Origin of the sequence: Methanosarcina acetivorans C2A, assembly GCF_000007345.1 — an archaeon.
GTDB classification, from domain to species: domain Archaea; phylum Halobacteriota; class Methanosarcinia; order Methanosarcinales; family Methanosarcinaceae; genus Methanosarcina; species Methanosarcina acetivorans.
Window position 1 is genome coordinate 3,046,413 of record NC_003552.1, and the last position, 24,760, is coordinate 3,071,172.

Sequence of the window (24,760 nt, forward strand, 5' to 3'; positions counted from 1 at the left end):
TAAGATGGCTTTTACTATGGAAGTGCCCGATGAAGCGGCGATCAAGAGTGAAGTAGATGAGCAAGTTAAACCGGTATCGGAGGAAATAGCCCAGCTTCAGGCTGTGGCAGAGAGAAATGTTGCGGAAATTCTGACCCTGGATATCGATGAATTTGCCAAAAAGAAGGATATACTCCAGTCGATCGAGTCTTTTGGGGCTGCCTCGATGAAAAGCTCGGCAGCTAAAAATTCTTTGCTGCAGGTGACAGTCGGGAACCTGTCCAGAGACGGCGACGAAGGCGGTGTTGTGGCAAAAGGCTTAATGAATTTGAACCGAGAACTAAAAGACCTGGACCCCAGCCTGGTTGATTTCACCAGGACCAAGATCTTAGGCAAGCTGTTCGACCCGGTCAGGGACTATTTTGCCAGATACCAAAAAGCAGATTCGGCGATTGCGGATATCATTGTCTCTCTGGACAAAGGGAAAACAATTCTGAAAAACGATAATACTACTCTGGAGCTCGAACAACAGGCATTGCGCAATTTGACTAAAAAGTTAATGAAAGAGGTCCAGCTCGGTACCCTGATGGACAAATCGATTGAAACGCAGATCGGAGCGGCTAAAGCCAGGAACGAAGACCCGGAAAACGTTAAATTTGTCACTGAAGAAGTCCTATTTCCCCTGCGGCAGCGGATTATGGATATGCAGCAGATGATTGTCGTCAATCAGCAGGGTGTTATGGCGACAGAGCTGGTGATACGAAATAATAAGGAACTGATGCGCGGGGTAGAAAGGGCCAAAAATGTGACGATTACCGCCTTGCGGACCTCAGTGATGGTTGCCGGGGCCCTCTATAACCAGAAGATTGTCCTGAAGAAGATTCAAATGCTCAATGAGACCACGAATATTATCATCAGCAGCACCTCCCAAATGCTGAAGGAAAATGGGGTGGAAATCCAGAAACAATCAATGGAAAGCAATATCTCTGTCGAGACGCTGAAGACTGCCTTTGCCGATGTCATGGAAGCGCTGGATTCCATCAGCACCTATAAGCAGGAAGCTCTGCCCAAAATGCGGGATACTATCAATCAGTTCAAGGAATTGGCCACCAAAAGCGAAGAACAGATTCAGCAGCTGGAGAAGGGTCATAAACTGGAGTTATAGCTGAAGAAAGCCGATGCCTGCAGGGCTGTTCAGGCTGGGACGGGTAGATATTCAATATGTAAACTCCTTGAGGCGAGTGGAACAACTGCGAGAAAACAAAATTTGGTACACATGTTCTCTTGTTGGAGCAATAATCATGGGTGTTTAAGGTTTCCAGGTCAGTTTTTTCCATGGGGTAGTATTAACCGCCAGATAAATACCTACCGGAGTCACCCGCTTCATAAAACTTAAACGAACTCCTTGTAATAATCGCATCTCATACAATCGGCACAATGTTCTATATTCCTGTTTCTGCGGAGTTCGGCTGCAGCCTGCACCATTTCGGAGCGGGTTTTGTCGTGAAGGTCTTCCAGTACTTTAAACCGCCTCACCTTAAGCTCGTAGCAGTTCGGATTTTTAGCAATTTCAAGATCGAGGTTGCGTAGTTTCAAAGCGACATCCACAATGTACTTGCTCTGGTCAAGAATATGTTCGTCTATAACACTCATATAATTCATCCCTTCCTAATGCGACTTTTTGGAAAAAGGGGCTCAGGGCCTGGAAATTCTTCCTCTTTTCTGTCACTGCTCCCAGGGGTCTCAAGCTCTTTCTACTTTCGCCTATATTTTTGCCATGTTATTTCTCCCATAGATAATAAATTATTCTAGGTATAAAATATATAATAGTTTCTGATACGAGTAAGAACCTATCCGAAAAGTGCTGCAGTTTGCTATAACTTTTACATTGGGCAATACGCAACCGGAAGGGAACCCGGATATTATAGCCTTCTCGTAATCTTTGCAACATGCCATTATCGACTTTTCGGATAGGCTCTAAATAGGGATCCTTGACCAACCTTTAGCCAGGAAAAAGAGTAAATAAAAAAGAGATAGAGTAAATAAAAAAGAGATAGAGTAAATAAAAAAGAGATAGAGTAAATAAAAAAGAGATAGAGTAAATAAAAAAGAGATAGAGTAAACAAAAAAAGGCATTGTGCCGATTTTTCTGTAAAACCACAAATCCCAAAAAATTGTTAGAAAGAAAATAACAACCTGAAAGAATCAAATCACATACGGTACCCAAAATTTAACTTTGGATTTTGCGGTAAAATTACAACACTGCCTGTTATAACTACATTCAATTAACGATATTCAATTTCATAGGATTTACGGAAATGAGCGTTGCCGTCATGATATCAGCCGCATAAATCCCGTATTAAATCAATTTTGTCGTTATACCACACCTTTCTCATGTTTTTTCTAAATCCCGGACTTAACCAGGAGAACCCCGGAGAAAAAAACGGTCCCGGAATCATGAGAATCAGTTCTTCCTTTCTCACCTGCTGGACCACTCTTGGATTGTTCTCCGGCAAGACCGGAATTAAGCTCCCTAAGGCTCCTTATCTGGATTTTTCTTGTCTTTCATGCAGAAGGGCGAGGTCCAGAACTTTTTCAAGCACTTCTTTATCCATTATTCCGACTAACCTTGCCTGGTCTATGTCTTTACTGACGTTCCCGTCCGATTTCATATAAACATATTCCCCGTTTTCGATGCCCACAATTACGGAGAAATCAGGAATATGACCTACTCCGAAATAGCTTTTAAAGTCAGGGTTTCGATCCGCATCTATTAACATGATTGTTGCTTTTTCTCCGTATTCTGATGCCAGTTCAGTAACGGTAGAACTCATAGCCCTGCATAACGGGCACCATTCGGCTCCGATTCTCAAAAAAACCGGACCTTCCTGAAGGGATGTGTTTATCTGTTCCAGCCGGGTTATTTCCACAACAGTACCCTTTTCCGGATTCCTGGGGTTTATGGAGTAACCTTTATTTAACAGAGCTATTAAGGCACTCATTCTCTTGGTAGTGTTTTCAGAATTGTTGCTTGATAAAGTCTCGTTTACCTCAGGCATGTAATCTATGCTTCCGGTTGCCCGGTTGATCAGATACGGAGTATCTGCTATGCCATTTCCGTCAGTGTCTTTTCCGGTATGGTCATTCCAGAAATTACCTTCCGAACTGCTGTTCCAGAAGTTATTTCCTTTGTCAACTGCATTAAGAAGGTTAATAAATTCATTCCTGTAGAGTGTGTTGTCCGATGACTCGTTAAGGTATACTCCGATACCGTTCAGGTACAGGCTGTTATCGACCAGAGTATTGTGCCCTGCCGCCTGACCGGAAATCCCGTATTCGTTAGTCAAAATATGGTTATAGGCAAGTTTATTCCCGTGAGACATTCCCAGGAAAACTCCTATCGTGTTTGAGTCTGCGATGTTCTTAACAAGGGTGTTATTAACGGAATTGTGCAGCGAAATTCCCTGCTTATTTGTTACCACAATATTATTCGAAAGTATATTGTCTTCAGAGTCGCCAAGAGCGATTCCGCAATCTCCAAGGTTTACAAGATTGCTGTCAAGATAATTGCCCTGGGAATCGTTGAGTAAAATGCCTTGGCCATTGAATACCAGTGTATTGTTACTTAACGAACAGTCCTGCACTCCTTCAAGGTGAATCCCGGCTTCTGATCCATCCGTTCCAGACTGATACCCTAAGATATAGAAACCGTCTATTGTCACACTGTTGGAGTTAACATAAAAAACGTCATTATTCGGGACAGTACCTATGATAAGGATACGGTTTGTCCGATCTTCCGCGAGAGTAGAATGCGAAATAATTGTGAGCTCTTTATCCACTTTTATATTTTCTTGATATACTCCAGGGCTCACAAGGATCGTATCCCCATCTTGTGCATTATCGACAGCTTCCTGAATCGAACTACAATTTCCTCCTCCACTATCGTCTACGATAATAACTGCAGCACCTGCTTGAGTAACGGCTGGCCCAAGCATAAAAACGAAAAATATGGAAATGATTTGAATTGAGCTTCCTTTCATGAACCAATGCTCCCCTTAATCAATATATCAGCAAAAAAGAAGCCTGTTATTATAATTTATATGAATAATAATTCGATACGATAAAATGATTTTGAAATAAATGTTCTGAAAATAAATCTGAACCTCGGCTCTCTTTAATGTTTTTATTCTTAACCATGGAGTTTTTTTTTGAGTTTTCAGATTGCCTTCATAAGCCGGAACTCGATTTTTACTCCCATCCAGGCCTTCTACATCCAGGCCTTCTATTTAGATATCTCGCTCCAGAGCTCGCTCCAGAACCTGTACAAAGCCCCTTGTACCGTCAACACGGACATACTGGCCGTCTTTTAATATCTTGGTTACGTTTTCTATGCCGACAACGGCAGGAATACCGTACTCCCTCGCGATGACCGAGCCGTGTGTCATCATACCGCCGATCTCCACCACCAGGGCTTGAGCGGAATAAAACAGGGGAGTCCAGCCCGGATCGGTAAATGGCGCAACCAAAATATCTCCTTTATTCAACTTTGCTTCTTCGGGTTTGAGGACAACCTTTACGTACCCTTCCGCAACACCGGCAGAGACAGGAGTACCGATTAAAGCGCCTTTCGGAGCCTCAACGTCGCTTCTCACCCCCGTAATAACTTCCCCTTCACTGGTCATAACCCGAGGAGGAGTCAACTTTTGATATTGTTCGTGGGCTCTTTTACGAAAAGCTATGAGGCATCTCACATCTTCGCCGGAATGGTTTTCCAGCAATGCAATCAGCTCATCCAGATACAGATAGAACACATCTTCATCCCTCTCCAGAATTTCTCTTTCATGTAAAGATCGTGCCTCTGCCAGGATAGCCTGCCGATAGATGTCAAAAAATCGAACAATGACATACTTGGGAAACTCGCGTAAGCCTGTGGAATTTCGGTAAATGGAAATGAGTCTGGCCATAAGCCCTGTTTTGAGCCTTCCGGCGGGAGTATTACGCATACGTTCCAGAAGTTTTTGCACGTATTCCTGAGCCTCTTTCTGGCCCTGGCTGAACCGTTTCCGGTGTTCACCCGGAGCGTTGCTTTTCATGTGGTTTATAATGGAGGGAACAAGCAAGGTAGGAGCTTCTCGCCATCGAAGGTTTGAGATATCGATCTCACCCGGGCAGCGCATGCCGTACAGTTCCATGAACCTATCCAGTTCGGGCCTGAACGCATCCCCACCCTTTACTTTACTCAACCCCTGATAGAAAGTGATGTCTTCAGCTCTTTTCAGGTAATTCTCAACTTCAGGATATCTCCGTACCGTATCGGCCAGATCCCCTATCATTAACCCCATCTCACCGGTCACATTGCCAGGCGGGGATTTACTCAGCGTATCCACATCCAGATCCTCCCCCAACCATCTTCTGGTCAGGCGGCTTGCCATTGGCAGGACAATGAATGGCAAGGGTACGTACATCATGCTGTCATTCAGGTCTTGCAGTAAGTTTTCCATACTTTCCCTGACCCGTTTAATCCGTTCCACTCCTGACAGCTGCATGATGCTGTTTCTGTACTTACTAATGGTCTGTTCAGGAGGAACTGTGGCCCGTTCGATAATGCCTGAAGGGTCCAGAAAAAATAAACTGTTGATAATTATCGGAATACCCTTTAGATAAAACGGAAGCATTGGTTTGAATAATCTAAACAGCTGCTTTGTTGCACCCTTGTTTGCTTTAGCCTCCTGTTGAAAGGCCTCACTTGTCACTATTTTTTCCAGGGCATTTCCCATTAATTCGTCCAGGATGGTAATTTTCCAGGTAAAATATTTCCGAAAAAACTTACTGTATAAAAGAAGAGTGACGTCGAAAAAAAGCCTGTCTCCGGCTTCCACTATCACTGAATTGGGAAAGGCAGCGGGATCCTTCCCAAGGGGAAATACCCCCTGAAAAATAGAAATCCCCATGGGTTTCATGGCATCCGTCATCATCTGCAGGTGAGCAAAAGAAAAAAAAATGTGAAGTTTATTGTCATGGACCTTGGGGACGGGATAAAGAGAGGTAATAGGACGGCTTTGTAAGATATAGAACTTATCGCCTGCCAGGCACCATTCGATATCCTGTTCCAGACACTGTTCGGCACCCCCTCCCGGACACCTTTCAGAACCACGTTCAGGACGCTGTTCAACACCACGTTCAGGACAGTAGTGTTTTTCTATCCTTTGGCCGAGTCGGGCCAGCTCCAGAATTTTGTCATCAGAGAGGGCCTGTTTGTTTTGCAGTTCGGGAGCAAGTTCCTTAATCTTCGTTCCCCCTTCTGCGGCCGGATAAATAGCTTTCTTCTTTTCTGCAATTTGCTTTTTAACAATCCTATCCTTGAGGACCTGATAAGAGTCGGCGGAAACAATTCCTGAAACCAGCGCTTCACCCAACCCGAAGCTGGCGTCAATGGAAATAATATTCCTGTGCCCTGTAACGGGGTCTGCAGTAAACATAAGCCCGGAAACATCCGGAAATACCATTTGCTGCACCACTATGGACAGATACACCGAACGGTGATCGAATCCGTTTTTCATGCGGTAAAGAATTGCCCTGTCGGTAAACAGCGAAATCCAGCACTTCCGCACAGCCTGTAGCAATTGATCTGCTCCCCTTACATTCAAATAGGTCTCCTGCTGGCCGGCAAAAGAAGCGGTAGGTAAATCTTCGGCTGTGGCGCTTGACCGAACGGCATACGCCTGTTCTTCTCCCACCATTTTCCATGCATCAATGATTGACGACTTGATTGTACGGGGTATGGGAACGATTAGCAAGTGGTCCCTGATCCGCTGTCCCAGCCTGTTAATTTCATCAGTTTGGTTCGGTTTCAACCGGGCAAGCAAGTCCAGCAATTCGTCCATCTCACCGCTTTCTGCGATAAAGTCACGGTAGCCCGATGTTGTAATGCAAAATCCCGGAGAAACAGGAAAGCCTGCCTTGCTCATTTCTCCCAGATTGGCACCTTTTCCCCCGACTTCAGGCAAATTCCTTCTATCGACTTCATTAAAATGCATCACATAAGCGCTCATTTTGGATACACCTTTGAAAAAGATGAAAATATTCAACTTTAATTCATTGATCTTCAGTCCAGAGTTTATTTCCTTCGCTTCTTCTTTTTTAAATCCAATTCCTTCATTTCTTATTCAAACCATTCGTAGCTGGGGGATGATGAGACATATGACGCTGAGAGACTTCTGATATAGATAGATTTTGAGAATTATTATAAAAATATATACAATAAATGGAATTTAATACTTAACCAACGGCATGAAATGTAATTTATTACTATAAAGCAAATAAAGCTTGGAATAATCAAAAAGAATGAAGAATATCTCATTGGTCATCGGTTAAGGAATTTTCTTGCCTGAAGGATATCGATTTTGCACCAAAAGTCGCCTTAAATTTTGTCCTCTTTACATGAACTCGATACCCAGTTCCAATCCCCAATGGAATACAATTTTTGACTTTGAGTCTATCCCAAAACTCAAAATTTGCTTTTTTGGATCTCTCAATTTAAGTAACCAACAAAGCTTCTGATTACGAAAGCAATCTTGAATTATTCTGATAATTGAGATTAAAACTGGGTTTTGGGATGAGCTCGCTAACAATTATGATGACGAGAGCTAACTGCTTCATAAAGGGTATAACAAAAAGCACAGAAAAGACAAAAATCAAATATGTGTTTCGCTAGCTGTAAACGAGGACAACATACCTTTTATTCATGAAACATATCCTGGAAATGTTCATGACTCTGAAGAATTTTCAGGCATAGTAGATATAAATCATAAACAGACTGACTGAATTAAATATCTGTTCTGAAGCTCTTGTTCTTGTTTTTGATAAGGGTAACAACTCAAAAGATAACATTGAAAAGGTAACCTCAAAAATGAGTTTTGTAGGAGCTGCAAAAGCAAATCAGACTGAGGAACTTCTCGATGTTCCGCTTTCCAAATATGAGTGTTTATACAAGAATTCGAAAGGTAACAAAATTTTTGGATACGGGACAAAACACCAGTTTTGCGGAACAGAATACACAACCGTAATAACATACAACGAAGGAACTTACAAGCTTCAAAAGAGCCCTTATGAAACAAACAAATCAAGAATAATTGACAGTTTGGAGGAGTTCCGGAAAAGATTAGAAAGCAGTAAAGGAAAAGAAAGAAACAGGAGCAGTGTAGAACATGATCTTGAAGGTATTATTCTGAAAAAATACAGTAGCATTATAAAATATGAAATAATTGATGCCCTGGAAGGGAAGAAAAAACCTCAGTTAAAGTTCTGGATTGATGAAGAAAACGAAAAAAAGTGCGAAAGGACGTTTGGGAAGAACATCCTATTTACGGATAAGCATAAATGGCAAACTAAAGAGATAGTGAAAACATATAGCAGTAAGAACCTTGTTGAAGATGATTTTAAACTGTTGAATGATCACTTGCTTGTCCCTACTTGCTTGTTTCTGTAGGACCGGTATACCATCACAAGGATGAAAACATTAGAGTTCATGTGTTTTTGGCTATGATTGGCCTACTTTTCTACAGATACTTGGCCTGAGAGACCAAAATATACGGTTATTCTATGAAAAAGCTCATTGAAAAACTGTCTGAGATCAAGATTGCGGTAGTTCAGGAAAAAGAGTCAAAAAAAGCAAAATTATTGTGGAAGAAATGGATACAAAACAAGCATCGTTATTTTCTTTTCTGAACATGGAGAAACCTGCCATATTAACAAAATCGTTATTGTCAGGGTTATACTTTTCATAGACATACACAAACAAAGCCAGAGGATAACGGAAAATCACCCATCTTTGAAAGGTGAGATAACATGAAGGAAAAGCAGAGAAATCCCTCCCAAATGGAGTGGGGGAGGAGTTCATTACCCGCTATAGCTCATGTTGATCTCGGATAGAGCTTCCCAATGATCATCACTTAAATAATGGCTGGGCGTAATCCAGAGGTTACCGATACCTCCCCTGATGGAGGAATGCATAGCTTGCTTGAGTTCCTCCGAAGAAAGGATATCGTTACCGCTTTTCCAGAGTCCGATAGAAATAATTATTCTGCTTGGATCGTATTTTTGCCCATACTCATGGGCGATCTCCCTTGTAACTTCTGGGTCATAGCCTTTTAGCCCAAAGTAATCCCATATCACTATCTTATCAACATGTTCCAGCATAACATGATACGATTGGCCCTTTTCCGTCGATTCTTTGCTTAAGTCGTCCCAGCTAACTTCCACATCCATGTAAAGCTTCTTATCATTTTTGTGGACGATCTTTGCAGCTCGATCCAAAAAGCGCCCAACTTCATAAGAGCGCCACTCACCAATCGACGGATCGTCTATGTTTATTAATCCATTGGGAAGTCTAGGCCAATCATCACGGCCAGTATAGGACATATAGGCAGCTTTATCATCATCACCATAGCCATCAGTGTAGTATGCCAGTTCAGTCAAGGATATCGAATTCGCTGGGTAGTTAGTAGAAATGTATTCCAACATTTGCAGGATCTGTTCGCCAAAATCGCCCTCAACTAGCTCCATTGTGCTGACCAGATTGCTGCTAGGTTCCCCTAACCATGAGATAGCTGAAGATTTTGGATGCTCTCTGATGTAGTTTGGTGCATATAAATCTACGACGATATCTACATTTGCCCACTTACTAAAGCGCTTCGAATCTTCCGCCAAAAAATCAATGCCTGTATCCTGTACATCCTGTGACCAGTAATTCTCATGGTTCTTCCATTTAAAATAGTTCCAATCCAGCCGACCAGCGCCTAAGGCTACGGTACTGACACCGGCGGATTTCATCTTTTCCTCCAAAGCAGGTATCTCTTCTCGACTATTTTCCAGGGAGGAAAAATCTACTCTGACCGTCAGTGCAGGAGAAGTAGAGGCAGGATACCATATGCTGATTACAAGAAGAATGAATATTACGATAAAACAACAGGCTATACCGCATATTATTGCTTTGGAATCTCTCCGCGGCTTACAATGCCGGTCCGATCCAGCTTGTTCCATTTTGCCTCCTCTCTACGCAGCTCAACGATGATCGCCCATAGCATTACTGCATCCATCATTAAGGAATATGGTACCCATAACGGAATCACGTAGAAGTATTTTAAATCGATCCAAGCTCGGTCAAGGGCGATAGCGAATAGTGATGCAATGAAGGCAAAGATCAGACCAAGCCAACCAATGATGCTCATCCAGCCCAAAGGGATGGGATTGATGTTGAGAAATAGCAAGATTGGCAGCAGTATGATTGATATCAACTGCAGCAAAGGTATGATAATCATTGATGCCAAGTTAATCGGCAAATATAAGGCAAAAAGGCCATACCTGGGATTGAATAACATATCTCGGTGAATATAAGCAGTCTTAAGTAGCCCACGCGCCCATCGCACTCGCTGCTTCCACAGGCCCTTGATAGTTGAGGGTACTTCTACATACACTATGGCCCAGGGTTGAAACGCTACCTTGTAACCTGCCTTGTGCACACGCCAGGTCAATTCTATGTCTTCGCCTATAAATCCCTCTAAGAAGGGACCAGTCTTTTCAAGAGTGATACGTCGGAAGGCGCCTATATTGCCAGACACGACAGGAAGGCAATCGATAGTATCCAGCGCTCTACGCACAAAGCCTGTGCCTACGTGAGTGAGCAAGTTCGCCAGTAGTGTCTGAAGCTTATCAAGGTTAACGGGAGCATCGCTGCCACATACTGCACCTACATCTTCGCTGCTAAAACCACCGAGCATCTTGCTTATGGTATCAGGAGCAAAGATGCCGTCAGCATCGACGAAGAATATTACTTCTCCTTTGGCTAGGTTCAGTCCCATGTTAAGAGCTGAGGCTTTGCCTCCGTTTTTCTTGGTTACCACAATTACACGGGAGTTCGTTTCATAACGCTGCATCTCTTCAAGCGTATTATCAGACGAACCGTCATCCACTAGGATGACCTCATATTCTGAATAGTCCGATGCCAGAATGGAGTCTATGCAATGGGCTATCACTTTTTCTTCATTATAGGCTGGTACCACTATAGAGATGAAGGGATTATCGCTGTTGAATATATGCTGTTTACTTTTGCGCATTTCGAAAGCTAGAGATAGTGGAAAATATGTAATTGTCAGAATGCCTACAGAAAAGCAGGTGAATCCTATAATATAGAAGAATAAAAGAAGCATCTCCATCATCAAACTCCAAAATCTTCCAAAACTGCATCCAGTACTTCTTTGGCCTGGGTAATATTTGCTCCAAACCTGGCATTGATCTCCAGAACTACAGGATTGTTATCGTTTCGACGGCGAATATCTATGTCCATTGGACCGGTCAGATTCATAGCCTTTGCTGCAGATATAGCTATATCCGCCACGTCAGGAGCGTTTACGCGCTTCACTTCAGCTGCGTTGCCCACGATTCCCTCTTTAAGCATAGTCTTTTCTAAAACTACGATAGCAGATTTTTTCCCGATATATACATTAGGTGCGTAATCCGTTCCTGGGATAAATTCCTGCAATATATATCTGTCATCAAGCATGGAGATTGCAGGCCAGTCCTTTACGTTTCTGATAACTACTTCTCTACCGCCTCTACCTACCCGCGGCTTACTCAGACATGGCCATCCCAAATTGAGCGAGATCTCCTCAGGCGAAGAGACCTGGGAAGGCAGTAAGTACCTGGGAACGCATACTCCGTGGTTCGAAAGCCGTTTAGATGTCAGAAATTTATCATCTGCATCGTAGACTGCTTGCTTTTGGCTAATGACCGCCGGTATATCACTCCATTTAATCCATTCTGAGGCTAAGATTGGCAATTCCTCGCTCACAGTTGGAATCATCAGTTGAATGCTCTCCTCGACTGCAAGAGTGCATAGTTTTTCCAAGAACGATGGGTGTGAAGCAGGAGGAATCCTATGCACTTTGACCCCCGGAAGCGAAATCCTCTGCATATCAACACCGATGACGGAATGTCCTCTTTCTAAAAGGAGTGATGCAACATTACGACCGGCTGGTCCTCCAATACCAGTCACCATAATCTTCATTATTAATCATCCCTCGTGCCCAATTTATTATGTGCCCTTTCAAATTTGCGCTTGTTCATTCATATCATCACGGACACAAATAAATTGGCAAACTAATCCGAATTGCCTCAAAGCCTTCTGCTTGTTTCAATTTTGCTTGAGCACCTCGGAAGATGGCATTTCCATAGACCTGCTCTGGCTGTACATATCTCTTTTTATTTTGATCTTCATGTTCCCGGATACTCTCTATTTTGATATCGATATAGGGTTCGATGTCTATGAAAACATTTGGCTGGAAGGACTGGGTAGTGGAAGGGCTTTCATAGCATAATATCGTGCTCAGGTTGCGGCAAGCACGCAGTGTTGCACGGTGAACCGATCTATGATCCTGATGTAGATCGTGAATTGAATGTGTAAATACTACATCCGGTTTCAACTCGTCTACGATTATTTCGATTTGCTTGGTAATCTCTAAGATGAAATGATCCAGTCTCGTATCAGGAAAATCCCTAATTTCAAGCTTACTCAGACCTAAGAATTCAGCGCTTTTCTTTGCTTCTCTAAGCCTGGATGGACTATTGCCCCCCATTTCTCCGTTGCTTAAGACCAAGCCCCATATAGTGTGCCCTGCGTCGCAAAGCTTTGCGAGAGATCCTCCACAGGCGATCTCCATGTCATCTGGATGGGCTCCAATTACCAGAATCTTCATCGATTTTAGACTAGGTTCAGCTATCACCTTCATCCTCACAATTCCTATCATGAGTGCACTCAGTCCTATGATGCTCAGGCAATCACAACCAAGATGGAGCCATATGTCCGAATTTATGCTTATCAGGCAGTAAAATTGGAGGGCAGCGAAAAAGATATTGCTGGCCAATATGACCCTGAATATGGTTCTAGACTTACGGACCATTCTTCTCAGCGACTGGTTTTTAATTAAAAGGCATACAGCCACTGTAATGAAGACTATAGTATCAATCAAATGTATAAATTCTACTAAGCTAAACATAAGTACCATCTAGTTCCAACCGAACCTCTTGGTTGCGAGTCCCATCATCATCTGAACTTTGCTTTACTATCAATTTAATAAATTAGGTACACGAGTAATCCTGAACCATTCCACGTTTGACTTGTAAACCCATAGCGTCCAGTTGCCTTTGAAACTCTGCCAGACTATCTCTTCTTTTCCGGTCTCATCCACGGTTCTTTGAATAACTATATAGTTCTGGAATAGGGGAACGGATCAGGAAAGTAGAGAAAATCCATAAAAGATATGCGGTCAGCCATTTTTTACTTTTCAACTTCTAAATCACTTAAACCATACCACTTGCCGTTGACCATATCTGCTTTGCCTTCAATGATCGGGACAACCAGATTGGAATATCAGCAGGATTGTGCTGACCATCAGAATCCATGGTTACGAGAATATCGGAACCTTCGGCAGCTTCAAAGCCTGTTTTAAGAGCCATGCCTTTACCTTTGTTTGTCTCATGAACAATCACTTCAGCTCCGGCTTTTTCTGCTATCTCTACAGTCCGGTCAGAACTGCCATTATCTACCATGATCACTCTATCGGCATATCTTTTCGTATGCAGGACAGTACTTCCTATTGATACTTTCTCATTAAAAGCTGGAAGGACTACGGTTATTTTCTGGCAGACTGCTTCCTTTGAACGACAAATCTCTTTCTCTTGTTGGAAGCGCGGGGAAAAGCTGGTTAAAAAAAGTTCATTTTTTACTTTAAATTCCTTTATAGGAACATAGTTAACACTAACCAAGAAGATATAAAAACCTCCTATAATATATTATTACCTGTCGTGTATAATATAAACAACCATATATATACATATCTTAATAAAAGTAGAGAAAATTCGAGTCTGTTAAAAAGTAATATTGAACCAATATATTTTCAGGGAACGGGAAGCCTAAATACGCTGAGAAGTACCAATTGTGAAAACGTTGCTTTTTCCAGCCCTTCCGGGTAGTATAAGAGACTACAAAGATTACTTTTGTGCTACATTTCTTCAGGATATTTCTAATGGAATAAATATTGGCAGTGATGTTGGACTTAAGACATATGAGAATTAAGATATTCAAACTAGTGTCGAGCCAATAATCAAGTATTGAATAGTAATGAATGACTGTAATCCGGTTCATACGACATTACTTAATTGACAGAACACTAGATTATGGATCTTTTTTGTGGGAATTCCCGACAGCTACAGCTAAAAGCGATTAAGTTTATGAACTAATTTTTCCCCCATTTTAGCCTTATCCATATTGGAATTTTGCTCTTATTAAAGGTGAGAAACCGTTACATATTCCAGTGCTGAAACACCGTTTGTTGAAAAAAGTAAATAGATTGTAACAAAAATTAGTTAGAGCCTATCCGAAAAGTCGATAATGGCATGTTGCAAAGATTACGAGAAGGCTATAATATCCGGGTTCCCTTCCGGTTGCGTATTGCCCAATGTAAAAGTTATAGCAAACTGCAGCACTTTTCGGATAGGTTCTTAGTCCATTATCGGTTTTGAATGACCATGCTTTGTCTACTATATCACATATCAAAGAAAATATATGTTCCATTGTATTATCTGTCTCAGGCGTAAAACCTTTTTTCAAGAAGCTCACATTCTTCATGAAAATTTCTTCGGCATAAGAAATAGCTTTATGAGAAGCTTCAGACAGTTCAAAATCAGAGTTAAATTCTCGTATTTTTTTGAATATGCGCAACAGCACTGATAACCGTATCAGAAAGTATCAATTGAGATATCTCATTGTAGGTAATCTTATCATTATCTGGAATCTCTTCAATAGAACTGAATTCCTCATAATACCTCTTACTAACGTTTTTTAATTGATGAAACACGCAAAAAGAATGAGCCACTTCAGGAAAGACCTTTTTTACGGCTCCAATAATCGCTTTATCCTCATCAGAAACAATTTTTTGATTTTACCTTCAGGAAATCGGTTCTTTACCATTAGCGATCTCATTATTTCCAGCCATGACAGTTTGAAAATGGCAACCTAACACTTTGCTTATATAGATTTGTCCTCCGTGACCTAATTTCATTGCTTCGATGGCTGCGTATCTTCTCCGATCTTTCTCGTTCAAACTGTCATAAAATGCTTTCATTTGCTTTTCAATTTCTTCAGAATATTTTATGCGTAGCGTCAAATTAGATTCCTTATATTTATTTGTAATAGCTTTCAAAAAAGCATTATAGCTGGTAATAGGAATTCTTGAAATTATATATGTGTTATTCCTAAATATCCCTACCACAATAACGGAATCAGTCTGTAACGAACTTTTTGACAGTATTCTTTATAACCCGGCAGATTTTCGGATAGAAACTTTTCTTCCTCAAGAAGTCTCCAGATGATAACCAGCATAATGGGTACGAGTATAAGCAGTCCCCACCACGAACCAAGCGCAAGAGGAGTACCTGAAAATATAATGAGACCAGCTGCATACATAGGATGGCGGACTATGCTATAAACTCCTGTGGTTATTACTTGCTGGTCTGAGGATACTTGAATGGTAGCAGCAGCAAAGGGGTTTTCTCTGAAAACCAGAAAAATGAGAAAATATCCCAGTACTACGAGCATATCTCCTGCAATAACAATATAAACCGGAACATCCGACCACCCGAAACGGTGGTCAAATGAGGGAATAATGAGAATAGCACAAAACAAAATTAAAAGAAATAGTTGTATAATCTTCTGAGTCTTTTCTTTCTCTGCCCCTGGCCCCCTTTCAACCCGGCGTTCCAGAAGTTTCGGGTCTTTTTTCCACAAATAAATAGTTATCATCACTACTGACCCGTAGAAAACAATCAAATAAACCCATGCCTGCCAGAAATCAAATGACCACGCAGGGCCAAAAAGACATATCCCTAACATGACAATAAGCCGCACGAAGCCAAATAGAGTTTTCATTTTCAGAGCGGAAGTACTTTTGTTAGTGATATTCATGAAATTGTTCCTCATGAAATTACTCCTCTATTTATCGTAATGGGAATAAAACATATCCGAAAAAACATGTCTCTGACATAACAACAAGCCGCACGAAACCAGACCGAATTTTTATTGTAATCCGTATTTATGCGACAGGAACAGGATCATGAGGGCATGAATTAATCTCGGTTTTACCAGCCCTTGCCGACGCAATGGCAACACCCGTGGAAATCGGGCGTCCGGCATTCGGACCGGTAAAATAGAGCCGTTTTAGCTCTCCGGTTGTTGCGTTGTGAACCTCACGGAAGCCGCGCCGGATAAGAAATGGTTCAATCTGGCCTTCATCAATCCCGAAAATCAACCTCTCGCCGATCACCCTTGTTATCCACCTCACGGTCTTCATGTCGTGCAGAGTTTCGTTGTAGAAATAGTCAAAGATCACAGAACTTCCCGTTCCTGAATGATTGGCGATAAAAGCCAGCGTGCTGTCAATTCCTTCCGGAGTAAGGTACATGGTTACGCCCTGCCAGATAAACAGCGTTTTGCCCTGCTCGTCATAGCCGCTGGCGAGCAGGCGCTTACCGAGCATCTGGGTATTGAAATCCACCTGGACGAAGGTGACATGATCAGGCATGGGGTTGATTACCTTCTTCAACCGCTTCAGTTTTACTTCCTGCGTTTCCGGGTGATCGACTTCGAATACCCGCATCTTCTCGATTCCTGCGATGCGGTATGCGCGTGTATCGAACCCGGCTCCCAGAATGACTACCTGATCGAGACCTTCATTCAGACACGCCTTGAGGAAATCATCTATATACCGCTCCCTGGCTGTGATAAATTCTATTGCTCCCCTGAATATCAGGCCGTAAATACCGGAATCAATCACCAGTTTGCTGAGGGTAAACCTGATACGGTTTACCAGTGAAAGGGCAACGGGATCATAGCAAATCCGCACGTCTTCCGGTTTCTGTGCCTCGATCGCACGCACAAGTGCCATTCCTTCGGCTGTTTTAATGGATTGTTTTTGTCTCATACAAACTCCTTCTTTCGATAGAACAGAGCGAGGACGACATGCTGGCGGACAGAGACAGCAGGCCCAGCCTCGTGATGAGACGGACCGAACGGCTCGCCAGGATAAGGGTCTTATCCTGCCGAAGAGAATTCCCGGCTTCCATATCTGCCTCGAATTACATAGCAATCTCAGTAGGACTCAAACGCGGATTCCGTCAAAGGAAAAGGTCCCGGTACCTTGGATTGTGATGTGGCCTGAGATCAAGTCGCCGTCCACAATCCCATCGTATCTGATCTCCATCTTCAACGGCGTGGTCACTGGTGCCCTGAACGAGAAACGGTTACCTTCAACCGTACCCTCGACAATTTGCACGCTCGTTCCCTGTGAGGGGCTGGTCACCGAACCGGAAATCCCCCCACTGCTCGTATCCACAACTAGCGTGAGATCAAGGTCGGCGGCCGGATGGTGAAAGACAACCTGCCATGTTCCGCCTACAGCCGTGCGCCTCTCCCCGGTGGTTGTTACTCCGTTCTTGATGCTCGTCTCGGGCCGTCTGGGTGCCGGTGATCGCGGGGGGCTGACAACCGGCAGCTGCCCGAGATGCGGCCTACCGGGTTCAGGCTGTACGCCTGCTGAGTTCAGGAAGCCAGCCGTCATCCGGTAGTAGCCGACTACAAAAAGAATTTCGATTATTTGCACATCGTCACGGGTCGTTTTCAACGCCGTCCATGTGTCGTCCGATACACAGTCGTCCGAACACAATTCGTCGACCGCACGGAGAAGCGCAGCATCGGCGTCAGACCAGGATGCCGACTCACTGGACAGCGCGTCGATCTCGGTCCCAGTGACACCGGCACCGAGAGCGCCCAGGGAGTGGTTTGCCCATTCGTACTCGCACTCGGTGCGGAGTGCGACCCGCAGGATCGCCAACTCGCGGTCTCTGGGAGACAGCCGACCTCTGACGAGCAACATCTCACCGAGTGCGAGCCACGACGTGAACAGATCCTCGTGGCGAACGAGCGTCCGAATGACGTTTGACGCTCCGATACCGGCAAGGACGCGCTGGTTTTCGGTCATCGACGCCGTGTCAACGGGCGGAATGCGTGGTTCGGTGGGACGCTTCATGCTATTCTCCCGGGTCGGACTAGCTGCGTATTGATCATTGGCTTCCTCGTCTTACTCACCTTGAATTTGCCAGAATCGTAATCAATGAAGTAGATCTCATCCTCTGCCCATTGGTCTGGTGAGATGGGGTTCAGCCGTCTGCTCTGCATGGTCTGGGTACACAGGGCCATGAGCATTCTTTCTTTGGCTTTGGTAATTAAACATAGTTACATATATGAGAACCTATATTTCTGCATGAACTGCCCAAGGTGTAAGAGTTCCAATCACAAAAAGAACGGTATAGTTTGTGGACGTCAACGATACAAATGCCATGATTGTGGATATAACTATACAGTAGAGATAAAATCAACTGCTAGCTCCACTACTGTTAAGAGACAGGCTTTGCAACTCTATCTTGAAGGATTTGGATTTCGCTCAATAGGACGATTTTTAGGGGTAAGCCATGTTTCTGTCCAAAAATGGATAAAGAAATTTGGTCAGGAGTTAGAGGAGCTAAAAAGCGAAAATGAGATCTCTATTGTTGAACTGGATGAGATGCACACTTACATCGGTAACAAAAAAAATATTGCTGGATCTGGATTGCTGTTGATAGAGTTGGGAAAAAGTTCATCAACTGCTCTTTTGGTAGCAGAGGAACGGAAACTGGACAACTACTCTGGGAAAAATTAGAGAAGAAAGAGATTGGAGAAGTGATGACTGATCACTGGAGAGCATATGCAGCGTTTCTTCCTGAAACTATTCATACTCAATCCAAAGCAGAAACGTATACAGTTGAAGGATATAACAGCATATTGAGGCACTTTCTGGCAAGGTTAAGACGAAAGACAAAGTGTTATACTAAGAGTCTTGAAATGCTAAAGTACTCTGTACTTTTATTGATGAAATATAGAAATAGAGAGTTAACTATATTTCATGCGTCTTCGGTTAAGTGAGGAATCGTGATAAATTGCCTCCATTCTCACAACAATTATCAATAATTTTAATGTGTTGTGGACTGGAACTGGGTATCGATTTCATGTAATAAGGCCAAAATTTAGGGCAGCCTTTTGGTGCAAAATCGATAACTTTCAGGCAAGAAAACTCCTTAACCGATGACCAATGAACTATATTTAGATAACAATACCACATTTTCATAACAAATATCAAATTTATTATTTTTTGTTGTCAATTCCTTTTAAAATAATTTTGTGTGATATATATTGTTATTTAGCTAACAAATATTATATTTCATAAAAATAATGTTATAGTTGCTAATTTTTATTAATAATTTCTTTAAATGTTAATCAATATGATATAAATATTGTTATTAATGTTAATTAATAAGTTGTTTATAAATGATTTTTAGCAAATGTATTAAAAATTCATTCAATTGATTCTTCTCAAGTCAGCAATAAGTCTAGGAACACAGCCGAAACCACATCAATTAATGACAAAATGCAGTTGTTAACAGAGAGATCACATGTCAAAAAAAACCGATGTCGTCAAAGAGTATACCCGGATAGATTCAAAGCGCGGGCTCTCGATTACAACAGGGGCGAACAGAATGAAACTGTTCGACCGCAGGGTTCTTGAGCTCGGCCGCGGAGAGTACGGCAAGCTATGGAACGTTATCATTCTCGGCCTTCTCATTTCGTTCAGTTATATTGTCCAGGGACTCCTCATTGCCGTCATACTCAACGGAGTATTTGCGGGAACGCCGCTCCATGAATCCAGGCTTTACTTTGCCGCTGTAGCCCTCCTTATCGTCCTGCGATGGATCATGATCCGGGAAAACGATCGTATAGCGGCCAGAACTGCCAGCAACATCGCTATGTCTCTACGGCGGCGCATGTACCATAAGTTGTACGAGCTTGGTCCCGGGTGGATCATGACCCAGAAAAGCGGCGTTATACAGGCTACGCTGGTAGACGGAGCCGAAGCTCTGCAGAATTACTACGGACGCTTCCTACCTCAGGTCGTAGTGTCTATTGCCGCCGGTATATCGATTGTAGCGATACTGTTCTACGTTGACATGACCATCGGGCTGGTCATCGGGGGTATGATGATTGCTGCCCTAATCCAGCCGCTCGCCATATATAAGGGAGTCGGCAAGGGAATACGGATCTGGTTTGTCGCCATGCCTCGCCTATTCGCGGAGTACGTCGATAACATCCAGGGCATCGTCACGTTGAAGTCTTTCAACGCCAGCCAGAGGCAGGGGAAAATTCTCTACCAGCGGACTAATGACCTGTACGATGCGGAAATCGGCATTCTGCGGGATGAAATTCTGTGGAGTGTGCCTCCAGGGCTGGTCGCCGCGATCTGCGGCACTGTGGCTATCATTATCGGCGCCATCCGCATGGATGCAGGTGCCCTGTCCGCAGCAGGCCTGCTCTTCGTGCTGCTGCTGGTAAGAGAAGCGCTACGCCCGGTCACTGACCTGAGGCAGACGATACACTTTTCTTTTTCCGGAATGGGGGCCGCCGAAGGTGTGCTGGATATTCTAGAAGCGACCCCGCTCGCGGCAGTTACCGCTAGGCCCACCCCCAGCTCTATCCCCCATTCCTTCGCCTTTGAAGACGTTACCTTCAGATACCGGAAAACTGATGCTTCTGCGGTCGAGAATCTTTCATTTAAGGTCGAACCAGGAGATAAGGTCGCGCTGGTCGGCCGTTCCGGAAGCGGCAAAACGACAGTGACCTCTCTCCTGATGAGATATTTCGACCCGCAAGCCGGCATCATCAGGCTCGGCGGGGAAGACATCCGGCATATTCCTGCAGACGAGTTACATGCCATGTACTCCATCGTATCCCAGGACACGTTCCTGTTCCATGGGACTGTACGTGATAACCTGTTGATGGCAAAGCCGGAGGCCTCACAGGAAGAACTCGAGCGGGCTGCTCGGGCCGCCGCAGCGCACAAGTTCATCGCAACCCTCCCTGACAGCTACGACACATTGATAGGGGAGAGGGGGGTACGGTTATCCGGAGGAGAGCGCCAGCGTATCGCCATCGCTCGGGCCATTCTGAAGGACGCCCCAATCCTTATCCTCGATGAGGCGACATCCAGCGTAGATGTTGCCAACGAAACGCTGATTCGCGAAGCAATAGCCGGATTGGCCCATGACCGAACCACCTTGCTCATCTCTCACCGCCTTTCGGCAGTTCGAGATGCCGACCGAATCTACGTGTTGGAAAAAGGCCGGCTGATGGAGGCGGGTACACACTCGAAGCTGGTGGGCTGTAACGGTAATTACAGTGCTCTGGTCAGGGCCGAAGAGGAATGCATATGAGCCACGAACACAGCACACACTTCGATCTGCCTGTAGGACAGGTATTTCGAAAAGTAAGAATCATTGATCGGTTGTTGACCATCTATCACCTGGATCTCTGGAAAGTGCGGATTGCCAGCGTCGTGATTCAGGTGCTGGGCATCCTATCGGCAATTACCGGAGCGTATCTCGTAGGGGCGGTAATCACAGGGGTTCCCGTTGCCGAGCTATGGCCGGTGATCGGGCTGTTGCTCCTGTTCACCATTACGCAATTCGGGATCTCAAACCTCAACAGCTACTGGTCTCATGTCATCGCGTTCCGGTCGCTGGCCGAGATTCGCAAGGCGCTATACCGGAAACTGGACGAGCTTGCCCCGGCATATGTGATCAAGCAGCGGTCAGGCGACCTGGCCCGATCCGCGCTCTCCGATATCAACCTGCTTGAGCTATACATTGCCCACACACTGCCCGAGTTTCTACAGGCGATCGTGGTGACACCTTTAGCGCTGATCTTCATCGGGCTTATCCACTGGAGCCTGATGATAGTGCTTGCTCCGTTCCTTATAGCCGCAGTAACGGTGCCAGACTGGTTCGCTCGCCGGGCGGAAGCGCAGGGCAAGGCCCACAGGGAATCGGCGGGAGCGATGAGCGCAGACGTGATCGATTATATCCAGGGCATGAAAGAGATCGTGGCCTTCGGGGCGATAAAATTGTCGATGAGCCGGCTAGATGCCAGCCAGCAGAAGTACTCGGACACTTACGTAGCCTACGAGAGTCGCAGCGGCATGGAACGTGGAGCCGGCGATGCATTGCTGGCGGGAGGAATGTTCGTCACCGTAGCGCTAGGAGGTTGGCTCTCTATCATGGGCTACATGAACATTGCACTATACCCTGTAGCAGCAGTCCTCACTGCAATGGCGTTTTCACCCGTTATGCACTTGCTGAATATCGCCCGACAGCTCAGTCAGACCGCGGCAGCAGCCGACAGAGTGTTCGGCATAATGAATACTCAACCTTCGGTCGTCGATCGGATAGTTTCCCCTCCTAAGGGGCCGATTATCCCGAAAATACGCTTTGAAGACGTGAGGTTCCGGTATGACCCCGAAGGACCCGAAGTACTGAAGGGTGTGAACCTGACGGTATCGCCGGGAGAGACGGTCGCACTGGTTGGTCCTTCAGGTGCGGGAAAGTCGACCTGTACTTACCTGTTACTCAGGCTATGGGACCCTTCTGAAGGCTCGGTCAGGATCGGCGGGTACGACCTGCGTCAGTTCCCTCAGGAGTACCTTCGGGATATGATCGCCTATGTGCCTCAAGATGTCTACCTGTTCAATATCTCAGTGAGGGAAAATATCCTCCTCGGCAGGAGTGACGCTACCGACGCCGAAGTTCGGGAAGCGGCCCGTCGGGCATTCGCTCTTGATTTCATCGAGGCTTTGCCCGATAAGTGGAACACCGTGCTTGGAGAGCGTGGCGAGACACTTTCGGGTGGCCAACGCCAGAGGATTGCGATAGCGCGGGCATTTCTGAAAAACGCACCTATACTGGTCATGGACGAAGCAGTTTCCAGCCTGGACACCGAATCGGAGGTCGCAGTGCGCCGGGCTATGGCAGAGGTCTCCAGGGACAGGACAACGATTATTGTAGCTCACCGTCCTTCGACGATTCGTAGTGCGGATACGGTAGTCATGTTAGACAAAGGCCGTGTAGCAGAATCCGGGAAATACGACGAATTAGTAATGGCAGGAGGGAATTTCGAGAGCCTTATCACCGGGAAAACATCAGGAGCGATACCGTTTCCCCTTAAAACCCGAATTTAATCGATTCCACTAATTAAATAAGTTCTGACCATAAGTCAATAAGTTACTTAAAATGACTGTTAGGAATGGATAAGTGCAACGCTAGAATAAATGGCAAGCCACTTTCCCGGTTCCTACATTAACCATTTCAGGCGCTACTTTTTCGCACAAATTCATCCTTTGCGGGCATCTTGTATGGAACTTACACCCTGATGGCAGATTCATCGGATCCGGTATCTCGCCTTCTATGGGAGAAATTTTTTGTTTATTGTCCAAACCTGCTACCCTACCGGATGCAATCAAAGCCTGTGTATAAGGATGCTTCGGCGTCTCAAATACATCTTCCGTCCGGCCTGTTTCCACAAGCTTGCCAGGGTACATCACACCCATATTGCTGGTCATTTTTCTTATGACACTCAGGTCATGAGATATGAAAAGGCATGAAAAGCCATACTTTTGCTGCATCTCATTCATCAGGGATAATATCTGAGCCTGCACACTGACATACAGTGCAGATGTCGGCTCATCGGCAACAATGAATTGCGGTCCGAGAGCAAGTACCCTTGCCAGCACTACTCTCTGGTTTTCCCCTCCGCTTAACTCGTGAGGATACCTGTTAAGATGCTCTTTTTGAAGCCCAACCATTTCTAACAGCTCAACTACTTTTTTTTCGGTATCTGATTCCGGTACTAGGTTATACAGCTTCAAAGGTTCAGCCACACTCTCCCGTATCCTCATCCTGGGATGTAAAGAGGAATCCGCATCCTGGAACAGGATCTGCATTTTCGGGCGCATTTTCCTCAGATCCGGTTTGTTGAGCCTTGTTATGTTTGTCCCGTTAAAGACTACATCCCCGGGAAAGGGCTAAGCACTCCGGACGTCGGCTGTTGTACGGGCGAGATGAGCCGGATACTGGCTGACGTGGGGCACAAAGTAACAGGTATCGACCTGTCCGAGAAAATGCTCACTGTAGCGAAGTCGAAGTCTCCTGACGGTATCGAATTTAGGATAGGCGACGCAGAGAATCCTCCATTCGAAGAAGGGAAGTTCGATGCAGTCGTTACCCGACACGTCCTCTGGACGCTGCCAAATCCGGAAAAAGCCCTTGAAAGCTGGAGAAATGTACTGAAATCTGAGGGAAAAGTGATCGTCATAGATGGCATATGGGATAACGGAAGCCTTGAGATGCGTCTGAGACAAAAGATAGGTGAGGTTATGATACGTATCGTTGAAAGGAACGATATCTCCAAAGACAGCTATACTGCAGAAATGAATGCCATGTTACCCAACGCGAAAGGGGTGTCTTTGGATAAGGCCAGGGGATACATGGAAAAAGCTGGACTCAAAGACGTGCAGGCGATAGGGCTCGCCGATCTGGTGGGGATCCAGAAAAAGCATATGCCTTTTAGGTATAAGGTCGCCTACAAGTATGACTATTATGCGATTTGTGGTTTGAAATGACATGAAGGACCGTATACGGGGATAAAAAACGCTGAGCTCGTCAAAAGAGGTCAATGCGAGGAACTGCTCGAAAAGAATGGCCTGTACGTACACCTACCCTCTGTACGCACATCTGTGAAATAAGCAGCAGGCAC

20 protein-coding genes and 2 pseudogenes are annotated in these 24,760 nt (G+C 44.7%); 6 read left to right on the forward strand and 16 right to left on the reverse strand.

What is annotated here, in order from left to right:
* Positions 1-4 precede the first annotated feature (4 nt).
* Complete coding sequence (locus tag MA_RS12765) at positions 5-1,144, forward strand: toxic anion resistance protein (protein WP_011022426.1); 1,140 nt, start codon at positions 5-7, stop codon at positions 1,142-1,144.
* Between the two features lie 227 nt (positions 1,145-1,371).
* On the opposite strand, the gene MA_RS12770 is transcribed toward MA_RS12765, so the two are convergent.
* The 3 genes from MA_RS12770 to MA_RS12785 all read right to left on the reverse strand — a co-directional run bounded on the left by MA_RS12770 (position 1,372) and on the right by MA_RS12785 (position 7,031).
* Positions 1,372-1,632 carry a hypothetical protein gene (locus MA_RS12770; protein WP_157860217.1) on the reverse strand — a complete coding sequence of 87 codons (261 nt, stop codon included), beginning with the start codon at positions 1,630-1,632 and terminating at the stop codon, positions 1,372-1,374.
* 890 nt (positions 1,633-2,522) lie between these two features.
* A complete protein-coding gene (locus tag MA_RS12780) occupies positions 2,523-3,974 on the reverse strand; it encodes a NosD domain-containing protein (protein ID WP_226990587.1) in 1,452 nt (483 codons plus the stop codon).
* A gap of 291 nt (positions 3,975-4,265) precedes the next feature.
* Complete coding sequence (locus tag MA_RS12785) at positions 4,266-7,031, reverse strand: phosphoenolpyruvate synthase (RefSeq protein ID WP_011022429.1); 2,766 nt, start codon at positions 7,029-7,031, stop codon at positions 4,266-4,268.
* A gap of 559 nt (positions 7,032-7,590) precedes the next feature.
* Here MA_RS12785 and MA_RS25565 point away from each other — a divergent pair.
* A pseudogene (locus tag MA_RS25565) lies at positions 7,591-8,765 on the forward strand (IS1634 family transposase); the annotation flags it as partial.
* 112 nt (positions 8,766-8,877) lie between these two features.
* Here the strand turns inward: MA_RS25565 and MA_RS12795 are convergent.
* From MA_RS12795 to MA_RS12840, 12 genes and pseudogenes are all read right to left on the reverse strand, one after another.
* Positions 8,878-10,020, reverse strand: coding sequence for a hypothetical protein (locus MA_RS12795; protein WP_011022432.1), 1,143 nt, complete (start codon positions 10,018-10,020; stop codon positions 8,878-8,880).
* Entirely contained in the window at positions 9,963-11,195 is a 1,233-nt protein-coding gene (locus MA_RS12800) for a glycosyltransferase (protein ID WP_048065409.1), read from the reverse strand. Before MA_RS12800 ends, MA_RS12795 begins: the two co-directional genes overlap by 58 nt.
* On the reverse strand, positions 11,195-12,043 hold the full coding sequence (locus MA_RS12805) for an ATP-grasp domain-containing protein (RefSeq protein WP_011022434.1): 849 nt from the start codon (positions 12,041-12,043) through the stop codon (positions 11,195-11,197). The genes MA_RS12800 and MA_RS12805 overlap by 1 nt, the downstream gene beginning before the upstream one ends.
* A 67-nt stretch (positions 12,044-12,110) precedes the next feature.
* Positions 12,111-13,004: a PIG-L deacetylase family protein gene (locus MA_RS12810; RefSeq protein WP_226990588.1), complete on the reverse strand. Its 894-nt coding sequence runs from the start codon at positions 13,002-13,004 to the stop codon at positions 12,111-12,113.
* Positions 13,005-13,335: 331 nt separating this feature from the next.
* Positions 13,336-13,800: a glycosyltransferase family 2 protein gene (locus MA_RS12815; RefSeq protein ID WP_011022436.1), complete on the reverse strand. Its 465-nt coding sequence runs from the start codon at positions 13,798-13,800 to the stop codon at positions 13,336-13,338.
* Positions 13,801-14,407: 607 nt separating this feature from the next.
* Complete coding sequence (locus tag MA_RS28665; protein WP_226990589.1) at positions 14,408-14,662, reverse strand: hypothetical protein; 255 nt, start codon at positions 14,660-14,662, stop codon at positions 14,408-14,410.
* Between the two features lie 61 nt (positions 14,663-14,723).
* Positions 14,724-14,909: a hypothetical protein gene (locus MA_RS28670; protein ID WP_248698042.1), complete on the reverse strand. Its 186-nt coding sequence runs from the start codon at positions 14,907-14,909 to the stop codon at positions 14,724-14,726.
* Between the two features lie 9 nt (positions 14,910-14,918).
* Positions 14,919-14,966, reverse strand: a pseudogene (locus MA_RS29650) (hypothetical protein); the annotation flags it as partial.
* Between the two features lie 15 nt (positions 14,967-14,981).
* Positions 14,982-15,236 (reverse strand): hypothetical protein, encoded by a 255-nt coding sequence (locus MA_RS12825; RefSeq protein ID WP_157860218.1) that lies wholly within the window; start codon positions 15,234-15,236, stop codon positions 14,982-14,984.
* 62 nt (positions 15,237-15,298) lie between these two features.
* A complete protein-coding gene (locus MA_RS12830; protein ID WP_157860219.1) occupies positions 15,299-15,997 on the reverse strand; it encodes a methyltransferase family protein in 699 nt (232 codons plus the stop codon).
* Positions 15,998-16,124: 127 nt separating this feature from the next.
* A complete protein-coding gene (locus MA_RS12835) occupies positions 16,125-17,012 on the reverse strand; it encodes a class I SAM-dependent methyltransferase (protein WP_048065411.1) in 888 nt (295 codons plus the stop codon).
* A gap of 177 nt (positions 17,013-17,189) precedes the next feature.
* The gene (locus tag MA_RS12840) at positions 17,190-18,116 is read right to left on the reverse strand and encodes a carboxymuconolactone decarboxylase family protein (RefSeq protein ID WP_011022440.1); all 927 of its coding nucleotides are present in this window, start codon (positions 18,114-18,116) and stop codon (positions 17,190-17,192) included.
* 234 nt (positions 18,117-18,350) lie between these two features.
* On the opposite strand from MA_RS12840, the gene MA_RS25575 reads away from it, so the two are divergent.
* The 3 genes from MA_RS25575 (at position 18,351) to MA_RS12855 (ending at position 23,186) form a co-directional block, all read left to right on the forward strand.
* A protein-coding gene (locus tag MA_RS25575; protein ID WP_085984870.1) for an IS1 family transposase occupies positions 18,351-19,048 on the forward strand; the annotation gives its coding sequence in 2 pieces (ribosomal slippage) (positions 18,351-18,671 and positions 18,674-19,048; 696 coding nt in all).
* A gap of 527 nt (positions 19,049-19,575) precedes the next feature.
* A complete protein-coding gene (locus tag MA_RS12850; protein ID WP_011022443.1) occupies positions 19,576-21,387 on the forward strand; it encodes an ABC transporter ATP-binding protein/permease in 1,812 nt (603 codons plus the stop codon).
* Positions 21,384-23,186 (forward strand): ABC transporter ATP-binding protein, encoded by a 1,803-nt coding sequence (locus tag MA_RS12855; protein WP_011022444.1) that lies wholly within the window; start codon positions 21,384-21,386, stop codon positions 23,184-23,186. Before MA_RS12850 ends, MA_RS12855 begins: the two co-directional genes overlap by 4 nt.
* Positions 23,187-23,267: 81 nt before the next feature.
* Here the strand turns inward: MA_RS12855 and MA_RS12860 are convergent, their stop codons facing one another.
* The gene (locus MA_RS12860) at positions 23,268-23,960 is read right to left on the reverse strand and encodes an oligopeptide/dipeptide ABC transporter ATP-binding protein (RefSeq protein ID WP_011022445.1); all 693 of its coding nucleotides are present in this window, start codon (positions 23,958-23,960) and stop codon (positions 23,268-23,270) included.
* A gap of 54 nt (positions 23,961-24,014) precedes the next feature.
* On the opposite strand from MA_RS12860, the gene MA_RS12865 reads away from it, so the two are divergent.
* Positions 24,015-24,626, forward strand: coding sequence for a class I SAM-dependent methyltransferase (locus MA_RS12865; protein ID WP_226990873.1), 612 nt, complete (start codon positions 24,015-24,017; stop codon positions 24,624-24,626).
* Positions 24,627-24,760 lie beyond the last annotated feature (134 nt).